Here is a 9397-nt window from a genome sequence, read left to right as displayed (position 1 = left end):
CCGGGTTGGACGCCGCCCGCGCGATGAAATCCGCCGAAACCTTCGCCTTGTCATGCCCGTAAGGCACCAGATCCGCGTCCGATATCCCAAGCTTCGCCCCGATCGCCTGGATCGGCTCCTTAACCGCTTCACGCGCGATCTCGATATCCGTCTTGAATGCCATGATGATCTCTCATTCTCCCAGGGTGTCGCCGACGGTCAGCCCGGCGGCTTTGGCCCAGTCGGCGGCCGGCTGCTTGCCGCCCCCGGCCGGTTTGACACGTTTCAACATGATGCGGCCGCCGATGCATTGCACGGTCACACCGTCGTCCGAGATATCCATCACGCGCGATGAAATGCCGTCGCCTGCGACACGCGCGGCATCGAAAACGCCAAGTTCCTCGCCCTTGACCGTGGTCCAGGCGCCCGGCGCCGGGTTGGTGCCCCGGATCAGGTCATAGACCTGCTTCACGGGCTTGTTCCAATCGACCTTCGCGTGCTTTTTCGTGCAGCGCCGTTCATAGGTCGCCTGCGCCTCGTCCTGTTCGATATGCGGCGGGTTTCCGGCGCGAAAGAGATCGCAGACCTCGATCACCGAATTGACCGCGGCCGGGTAGATCTTCTTGAAATAGAGATCGATCACCGTGTCGTCGGGGCCGATTTCGCACTCCCAGTTCAGAAGCACATCGCCTTCGTCCAGCCCGTCCGTCGGATAGAACCAGGAAAATCCGGACATGGTGTCGCCCATGATGATCGGCCAGTTGACCGCGGACGGCCCGCGATATTTCGGCAGGAGCGACGGGTGAAAGCAGATCGAGCCATGTTTCGGCGTGTCCCGCGCCGCTTCGGGCACGAAGACGTTCACGAAAGCCATCACCATCAGGTCGGCATCGAAAGCAGCCAGTTCGTCGATCGACGCCTGATCCTTGAAATGGGCTGGCTGGCGCACCGGCAGTCCCTTTTCCAATGCGAATTCCTTGATCGGATCGACGGGTTTGCCGTCTCGGTCCGGTTCGCAATAGACCGCGACCACCTCGTCCACGCCCGCCTCCAGTATCCTGGCCAGCGCGTCCTTGCCGAACGCCTGCTGGCCCATGACGATGATCCGCATCGGATTTCCCCCTATTCCGCCGCCTGGCGTTTCACGTCACCCACCGCGCCCGAGCCGATGACCCGGTCGAGATCCTCGCCCGAATAGCCCAGCACCTGCGCCAGGATTTCCTCGGTGTGCTCGCCAAGGAGCGGCGACCGCGTCACGGTCACTTCGCTGTCGGACAGCTTGATCGGGCAGCCGACGCTGATGTATTCGCCGCGCTCCGGGTGGTCGCATTTGACCAGCGTGCCGGTGGCATAGAGCCCTTCGTCCTCGGCAATTTCCTTCATCGACAGGATCGGCCCGACCGGGATATCCAGCGGGTTGCAGATATCCATGACCTCGAACTTGGTCTTGGTCATGGTCCATTCCTCGATCCGCCCGAAGATCTCGTTCAGCTTGTCGAGCCGTTCCGGCGGCGTCGCATAGCCTTCCTTGGTCTTCCATTCCGGCGCGCCGATCACGTCGCAGACTTTTTCCCAGACCGCCGCCTGGGTGATGAAATAGGTATAGGCGTTGGGGTCGGTCTCCCAGCCCTTGCACTTCAGGATGCGGCCCGGCTGACCGCCGCCACTGTCATTGCCCGCCCGCGGGGTCGCCTCGCCAAAGGGGATGCCTTCGCCGAACTGGCTGTATTCCTTCAAGGGGCCTTTCTCCAGCCGCTGCTGGTCGCGCAGCTTGACGCGGGCGAGGTTCAGCACCCCGTCCTGCATTGCCGCGCTGACCTTCTGCCCGCGCCCGGTCTTCTCGCGCTGGAACAGCGCGGTGACGATGCCCAGGCACAGGTGCAGCCCGGTGCCGGAATCGCCGATCTGCGCGCCCGTGACCAGCGGCGGACCATCACGGAACCCGGTGGTCGAGGCCGAGCCGCCGGCGCATTGCGCGACGTTCTCGTAGACCTTGCAGTCCTGGTATTTGCCGGGTCCGAAGCCCTTGATCGACGCCATGATGATACGCGGGTTGATCTTCTGGATGTTCTCCCAGGAGAACCCCATGCGATCCAGCGCGCCGGGGGCGAAGTTTTCCACCAGAACGTCGCATTCCTCGATCAGCCGGGTCAGGATTTCCTTGCCGGTCTCGTTCTTGGAATTCAGCTCGATCGACCGCTTGTTGTGGTTCAGCATGGTGAAATAGAGGCTGTCGGCGCCGGGCACGTCCTGCAACTGCTTGCGCGTCGCATCGCCAACGCCGGGGCGTTCGACCTTGATCACGTCGGCGCCGAACCAGGCCAGCAGCTGGGTGCAGGTCGGCCCCGATTGAACGTGGGTGAAGTCGAGCACCTTGATGCCGTCTAATGCTTTCATCTGTCTTGTCCTGTCTCTGTCGTCACTTGCGCGCCTGGGGGTAGAGCTTTTGCGCCACCACCGACTGCGGGTTCAGGTTTCCGATATTGCCGCTTTCCTTGCCGGCGGCCGGATCGATGGCCGCATTGACCAGCGTCGGCTTGCCGCTTTCCAGCGCTTCGTTCACGGCCCGGCGCAGTTCGTCCGGGGTTGTGACCCAGGCCCCGACGCCGCCGAAGGCCTCCATCATCTTGTCATAGCGCGCATCCGGCACGAAGGACGTGGTCGCGGGATCGCCGCCGCCGCCCCAGTTCTCGCCGTCGCCGCGATAGATGCCGTTGTTGTTGAAGACCACGACGCAGACCGGCAGCTTGTAGCGGCAGATGGTTTCCACCTCCATGCCGCAGAACCCGAAGGCGCTGTCGCCCTCCACCGCCAGAACCCGCTTGCCGGTTTCGATGGACGCGGCGATGGCCGCCCCCATGCCGATGCCCATCACACCCCAGGTGCCGACGTCGATCCGGTGACGCGGCTTGTGCACGTTGATGATCGAGCGGGCCAGGTCGAGCGTGTTGGCGCCTTCGTTCACAAGGATCGTGTCGGGCTGCTCGGTGATGACCTGCTTCAGCACCCCAAGGGCCGCGTGGTAGTCCATCGGGTTGTTGTTGTTCTGCAACCGCGCGGCCATCTTTTCCATATTCGCCTCGGCCTTGGAGTGCACGAGGTCGAGCCAGTCCTTCGGCGGTGCGATGCCTTCGTTGTCCATCGCGTCGATCAGCGCCCGTGCGCAGGACCCGACATCGCCCACCAGCGGCGCCGCGATTTCCACGTTGCTGTCCATCTCCTCGGCGTCGATGTCGATCTGGATGAACCGCTTGCCGCCCGGCTCACCCCACTGCTTGCCCTTGCCGTGACTGAGCAGCCAGTTGATCCGCGCGCCCAGCATGATGACCACATCGCTCTCCTTGAGCACCAGCGACCGTGCCGCCGAGGCACATTGCGGATGCGTGTCCGGCAGCAGCCCCTTGGCCATCGACATCGGCAGGAAGGGATAGCCCGATTTCTCGACCAGCTCGCGCACCGTGTCGTCGGACTGGTCATAGGCCGCGCCCTTGCCGATCACGATCAGCGGGCGTTTCGCCTCTTTCATCACGCCGATGGCGCGGGCGATGGCATCGGGCGCCGGGGTCGAACGCGGCGCCGGGTCGATCACCTTGACCAGCGATTGCGCGCCCTTCGCGGCCTCCATCGTCTGGCCCAGCATCGCCCCCGGAATGTCCAGGTAGACGCCGCCGGGGCGGCCGCTGACGGCGCTGCGGATCGCGCGGGCAACAGCGATGCCGATGTCCTCGGCATAGGTCAGGCGATAGGCCGCCTTGCAGAAGGGCCGCGCCATCGCCAGTTGGTCCATCTCCTCGTAATCGCCCTGCGCCAGATCGACGATCTCGCGTTCGGACGAACCCGAGATCAGGATCATCGGCCAGCAATTGGTGGTTGCGTTCGCCAGCGCGGTCAGCCCGTTCATGAAGCCCGGCGCCGACACGGTCATGCACACGCCCGGCTTCTTGGTCAGGAACCCGGCGACGGACGCCGCATAGCCGGCGTGCTGTTCATGGCGGAAGGAAATCACCCGCATGCCCTGCGCCTGCGCGTATCGGCCAAGATCGGTGATCGGAATGCCCGGCACGTTGTATATTGTCGTGATGTCGTTGAGTTTCAGCGCATCGATCAGCAAATGGAAACCGTCGGTCACTTCGGCCTGGGCGTCCAGTTCAATTGCAGCAGCTTGTGTCATGGTGTCTCCGTTTTCATAGGGGGCCCTCGACTGCTTCGGGGCGCAAAGCCCCCATGCTCTCCAGCCGGGTCCAGGTCTTGCTGATGTGATCGTGAAGGCGCATGGTGTGTTCGCGCACCCGGCGCGAGGCCAGGTCGCCATCCCGCGATTCCAGCGCCTCGATGATTTCCATGTGATCGGCCACCGACCGCCGGGCCCGGTCGCTTTCGCCCATCGCCCGGCGGCGGATTGCCTGCATGTGCATGAAGAGTCCATCCGCCATGCGCTTCAGCAGCGTGCAGCCCGACAGCTCCAGAATGGTCTGGTGGAACCGGATGTTGGCGTCGGAGTATTCCTGCAATTCCGCCCGCACCGCGTCGCTGCTGTGCTTCATCGCGAATACGCGCAGGTCTCTCAACTCGGCATCGCTGGCGTTCTGCGTGGCCAGCCGCGCCGCCATGCTTTCCAGCGCTGCCCAGGTCACGATCATCTCGAGGATCTCTTCCCGCCCCTTGCGCAGGACGAAGACCCCCTTGCGCGGCAGGATTTCGACCAGCCCGTCCTGCGCCAGACGCGCCAGCGCCTCGCGGATCGGCGTGCGGGAAATCCCGAGGCTTTCGGCAAGCTGCCGTTCGTCCAGCCGCAGGTCGGCGTCAGCCTGGTAGATGTTCATCCCCAGGATCGCGTCGCGCAGAACCTCGAACGTGTGATCTTTCAGTGTGAAATTCACCGCAATCGGATTCAATTTGTCGCCGATCGACACGAATACCGCCCCTCCCAAGACGCCCGGACGATCCCTTTGCCGGGAGCTTTCCGAGTCGGTGTATGTGGTATACCTTACACCTGTCTTGCAATCCGTCAACGATCTATTTTTGACGATGATTCATTGTTTTTCCTTGACAATCACATCTCTGGTATACCAGATGCCAAAAAATCTGACCGCGACAAGGACGCAAGATGCTGATCAGAGCCACGGATTCGGCGCTTATCGTGATCGACATGCAGGAACGGCTCGTTCCGGCAATGCAGGCCCCTGCCCGCACCATCGCGAACACGCGACTCCTGCTCCACGCGGCGACACGCAACGATGTGCCGGTTCTGCTCACGGAACAATATCCGCAAGGGCTTGGCCCCACGGTCCCGGAAATCAGAAATGCGGCGGGAGAGTCACCGGTCTTCGCAAAGATGCACTTTTCCTGCATGGAGGATACGGCCTTTGCCGCGGCGTTTGGCGCGCTTGGACGCAAACAGGCGGTGATCGTCGGAATGGAGGCGCATATCTGCGTCGTCCAGACCGCCGAAAGCCTGATCGAGGAAGGTTTCGACGTTTTCGTGGTGTCAGACGCCACCGCATCCCGTACGCTGGAAAGCGAACGTGCCTGTCTTGCGCGGCTGTCCGCGTCGGGCGCGCGCATCGTCACCGCGGAGATGGTCGTTTTCGAATGGCTCGGCCGCGCAGGAACGCCCGCATTCAAAGAGCTGTTGCCGCTCATCAAATGAATTTCATCGATCGAAGGGGGTCACATGAATATCCACGAATACCAGGCCAAACAGGTCCTGAAAGGCTTTGGCGCCCCGATAGCCAAGGGTGTGCCCGTCACCAGCGCGGACCAGGCAGAGGCCGCAATCGCGCAGCTTGACGGCCCGGTCTGGGTCGTCAAGAGCCAGATCCACGCCGGCGGACGCGGCAAGGGCAAATTCAAGGAACTCGGCCCCGACGCCAAGGGCGGCGTGCGCGTGTCGTTCTCGGCCGATGAGGCGTTAACCAACGTGCGGGAGATGTTCGGCAACACGCTGGTCACGAAACAGACCGGCCCGGCGGGCAAGCAGGTGAACCGGCTCTATATCGAGGACGGGGCCGACATCGCCCGCGAACTCTACCTGTCGATCCTAGTGGACCGGGAAACCGGCAAGGTGTCCTTCGTCGCCTCGACCGAAGGCGGCATGGACATCGAAGCCGTGGCCGAGGAAACCCCCGACAAGATCCACACCATCGGCATCACCGCGTCGCAGGGCGTCACCGATGCGGATGCCGAGACGATCGCCGATGCCTATGAACTGACCGGCGGGACCCGCGAACAGGGCAAGGCGCTGTTTGCGGCGCTCTATGCCGCCTTCACCGAAAAGGACATGAGCCTCTTGGAAATCAACCCGCTGATCGTCACCAAGGCGGGCGATATCCAGGTGCTCGATGCCAAGGTCTCTTTTGACGGCAACGCCCTGTTCCGCCACCCGGACATCATGGAACTGCGCGACGAGACCGAAGAGGACGACAAGGAAATCGAGGCCAGCAAATACGACCTCGCCTATATCGCGCTCGATGGCGACATCGGCTGCATGGTCAATGGCGCGGGGCTCGCAATGGCGACCATGGACATCATCAAGCTCTATGGCGCCGCCCCGGCCAACTTCCTCGACGTGGGCGGCGGCGCGACCACCGAAAAGGTCACGGCGGCGTTCAAGATCATCACCAGCGATCCCAATGTCAAAGGCATCCTGGTCAATATCTTCGGCGGCATCATGCGCTGTGACGTGATCGCCGAAGGCGTCGTGCAGGCGGTCCGGGACGTGGGGTTGAAAGTGCCCCTGGTCGTGCGTCTCGAAGGCACGAAAGTCGAAGAGGGCAAGGCGATCATCAACGAAAGCGGCCTCAACGTCATCGCCGCCGACGATCTCGACGACGCCGCGCAGAAAATCGTCAAAGCCGTCAAGGGGTAAGGCCATGTCCATTCTGATCGACAAGAACACGAAAATCATCGTGCAGGGCCTGACCGGCAAGACCGGCAGCTTTCACACCGAACAGGCACTGGCCTATCACGGCACGCAGATGGTCGCCGGAACGCATCCGAAAAAGGGCGGAACCGACTGGACCGGAAGCAATGGCGAAACCCTGCCCATCTATGCCAGCGTCGCCGAGGCGAAAGACGCCACCGGAGCCACAGCCAGCGTGATCTACGTTCCGCCCGCAGGAGCGGCGGCGGCCATCGAAGAAGCCATCGACGCAGGCATCGAACTGATCACCTGCATCACCGAGGGCGTGCCGGTGCTCGACATGGTGCGCGTCAAGGAAAAACTCGACCATTCTCCCAGCCGACTGATCGGCCCCAACTGCCCCGGCCTGATGACACCCGACGAATGCAAGATCGGAATCATGCCGGGGTCCATTTTCAAGAAGGGTTCGGTCGGGGTGCTGTCGCGGTCTGGCACGCTGACCTACGAGGCGGTCTTTCAGACAACCGTCGCCGGCCTGGGCCAGTCCAGCGCCGTCGGCATCGGCGGCGACCCGGTCAAGGGCACCGAGTTCATCGATATCCTGGAACTGTTCCTCGCCGATCCCGAAACCCAATCGATCATCATGATCGGCGAGATCGGCGGCTCCGCCGAGGAAGACGCCGCGCAGTTCCTGGCCGACGAGGCGAAAAAGGGCCGCAAGAAACCCGTGGTCGGCTTCATCGCCGGACGTACTGCCCCGCCGGGGCGCACGATGGGCCATGCGGGCGCGGTGATCTCGGGCGGCAAGGGCGGCGCCGAGGACAAGATCGAAGCCATGCAGTCGGCGGGCATCCGGGTGTCGCCGTCTCCGGCCAAGCTTGGGGAAACGCTGGTCGATCTGCTCGGCTGAACCGGACTCTATCAGGGGGGAGCGTCCGGCGACGGGCGCTCCTTTCCGTATTTGGCCTCGACATAAAATTTCTCGATCAGGCTGATATTGGCAACTTAACAACCCGGCGACTTGGTGATACCACCCGGCAAGCCAGTGTCAGACGCCCATGCAAGCATGGCCGCCGCTGACACCGAAACGAGAAGGAAGAATTGAATGTCTTATCGGATCCTGATCCTTGGCGCGTCCTACGGGTCGCTTCTGGGCACCAAACTGATCGCCGCGGGCCATGACGTCACGCTGGTCTGCCGAGACCGGACGGCGGCCCTGATCAACGAGAACGGCACCGAGGTCCGGATCAAGCTGCGCGACGAGGACGATCATCGCAGTTTCCGTTCCGGTGACCTGGCTGGCAAGCTGGACGCGACCACGCCGGAGAAGGCGCAGCCGCAGGACTATGATCTCGTCTGCCTCGCAATGCAGGAACCGCAGTATGCGCACCCCTCCCTGCGTGGGCTGCTGGGCCGCGTGGCTGATGCCCGCGTTCCCTGCATGTCGATCATGAACATGCCGCCCCTGCCCTACCTGCGCCGTATTCCGGGGCTGGATTGCGACGGGCTGGGCGCGGCCTTTCAGAGCCCCGAGATCTGGGCCAGGTTCGATCCGGCGCTGGTGACGCTCTGTTCCCCCGATCCGCAGGCCTTCCGCCCGCCGGAGGAAGCCGCCAACGTGCTGCATGTCGGCCTGCCGACCAATTTCAAGGTCACGAAATTCCACGATGCGGCGCATGACGCCATGCTGGCCGAACTGGAACAGGGCATCGACAACTACCGCATCGACGGCAAGGACGTGCCGGTAAAGCTGCGGGTTTACGATTCGCTGTTCGTGCCCTTCGCCAAATGGAGCATGCTGGCGACCGGCAACTACCGCTGCATCACGCCGGACGGCCCGCGCGCGATTCGCGATGCCGTGCATGGCGACCCGGTAAGGTCGGAAGAGATCTACAACTACGTGCGCGACCTGGTGGTGAAACTCGGCGCCGATCCGGCAGACATGGTGCCGTTCGAAAAATACGCCAAGGCGGCGGAAAACCTGCTGAAACCGTCCTCCGCGGCGCGCGCCGTCTATTCCGGGGCAACCGCGATCGAACGCGTGGACAAGCTCATCATGCTGGCCGGGCGCGCAGTCGGGATGGGCCATCCGGATATCGACGCAACCGTTGCGCTGGTGGACACAAAACTGTCCGAAAACCTCAAGGCGGCAGGCTGAAGAGAACACCGGGCCACCCGGCGGCAGGATCTGCGGGCTTGTCGTCGGGGCGCGACGGCAGCCAGACCGCACAGGACAGGGTTTGGGAGGCATTTCAAGCACAAGCCCCCCCTTCTTTGCCGCACTCTTCGCGATGACGCCGAGTTCGGCCATGGCGCAGGACGTGTCGCTGTTTGCCGCCGGCAGCCTGAAGGCCGCCCTGTCCGACGTGGCGGCGGCTTTCACCACGGCCGCGGTGACGGGTAGTCCAGGCGCGGTGTAACGATTCAGCGCGGCAATGCGGACCTGTGGTTCCGCGACCTGGCGGTCGAAGTCTCGGGCCATCAATGACTGACCAGGCAGCCTGATACGGTTCATCCTGGACCCGACATGGCTCCGGCGGTGGTAGCCGCTTCATC

Annotated in this window: 10 protein-coding genes and 1 pseudogene; 5 read left to right on the top strand and 6 right to left on the bottom strand. The window is 63.2% G+C overall.

What is annotated here, in order from left to right; all coding sequences use genetic code 11:
- From QO034_RS22595 to QO034_RS22575, 5 genes are all read right to left on the bottom strand, one after another.
- A partial coding sequence (locus tag QO034_RS22595) for a formate--tetrahydrofolate ligase (RefSeq protein ID WP_284486590.1) occupies positions 1 to 163 on the bottom strand: 163 nt, incomplete at its 3' end.
- Positions 164 to 172: 9 nt separating this feature from the next.
- A complete protein-coding gene (locus QO034_RS22590) occupies positions 173 to 1090 on the bottom strand; it encodes a methionyl-tRNA formyltransferase (RefSeq protein WP_284487767.1) in 918 nt (305 codons plus the stop codon).
- 11 nt (positions 1091 to 1101) lie between these two features.
- Positions 1102 to 2376 (bottom strand): formyl-CoA transferase, encoded by a 1275-nt coding sequence (gene frc, locus QO034_RS22585; RefSeq protein WP_284487766.1) that lies wholly within the window; start codon positions 2374 to 2376, stop codon positions 1102 to 1104.
- A gap of 22 nt (positions 2377 to 2398) precedes the next feature.
- Positions 2399 to 4150 (bottom strand): oxalyl-CoA decarboxylase, encoded by a 1752-nt coding sequence (gene oxc, locus QO034_RS22580; RefSeq protein WP_284487765.1) that lies wholly within the window; start codon positions 4148 to 4150, stop codon positions 2399 to 2401.
- Positions 4151 to 4163: 13 nt separating this feature from the next.
- Entirely contained in the window at positions 4164 to 4892 is a 729-nt protein-coding gene (locus tag QO034_RS22575) for a GntR family transcriptional regulator (RefSeq protein WP_284487764.1), read from the bottom strand.
- Between the two features lie 194 nt (positions 4893 to 5086).
- Here QO034_RS22575 and QO034_RS22570 point away from each other — a divergent pair, with 194 nt between their 5' ends.
- The 5 genes from QO034_RS22570 (at position 5087) to QO034_RS22550 (ending at position 9261) form a co-directional block, all read left to right on the top strand.
- On the top strand, positions 5087 to 5629 hold the full coding sequence (locus QO034_RS22570) for a hydrolase (protein ID WP_284487763.1): 543 nt from the start codon (positions 5087 to 5089) through the stop codon (positions 5627 to 5629).
- A 24-nt stretch (positions 5630 to 5653) separates the two neighbouring features.
- Entirely contained in the window at positions 5654 to 6847 is a 1194-nt protein-coding gene (gene sucC, locus QO034_RS22565) for an ADP-forming succinate--CoA ligase subunit beta (protein ID WP_284487762.1), read from the top strand.
- 4 nt (positions 6848 to 6851) lie between these two features.
- Positions 6852 to 7751 (top strand): succinate--CoA ligase subunit alpha, encoded by a 900-nt coding sequence (gene sucD, locus QO034_RS22560; protein ID WP_284487761.1) that lies wholly within the window; start codon positions 6852 to 6854, stop codon positions 7749 to 7751.
- Positions 7752 to 7946: 195 nt separating this feature from the next.
- Positions 7947 to 8999, top strand: coding sequence for a ketopantoate reductase family protein (locus QO034_RS22555; protein WP_284487760.1), 1053 nt, complete (start codon positions 7947 to 7949; stop codon positions 8997 to 8999).
- A gap of 82 nt (positions 9000 to 9081) precedes the next feature.
- The gene (locus tag QO034_RS22550; protein ID WP_284487759.1) at positions 9082 to 9261 is read left to right on the top strand and encodes a hypothetical protein; all 180 of its coding nucleotides are present in this window, start codon (positions 9082 to 9084) and stop codon (positions 9259 to 9261) included.
- Here the strand turns inward: QO034_RS22550 and QO034_RS22545 are convergent.
- Positions 9225 to 9392: pseudogene (locus QO034_RS22545) on the bottom strand (IS5/IS1182 family transposase); the annotation flags it as partial. The gene QO034_RS22550 and the pseudogene QO034_RS22545 overlap by 37 nt on opposite strands.
- Positions 9393 to 9397 lie beyond the last annotated feature (5 nt).

It is taken from the genome of Sedimentitalea xiamensis (assembly GCF_030164465.1).
Lineage (GTDB): Bacteria > Pseudomonadota > Alphaproteobacteria > Rhodobacterales > Rhodobacteraceae > Sedimentitalea > Sedimentitalea xiamensis.
Note: the sequence above shows the minus strand (reverse complement) of the source record. Positions and strands in the feature narration are given on the sequence as shown.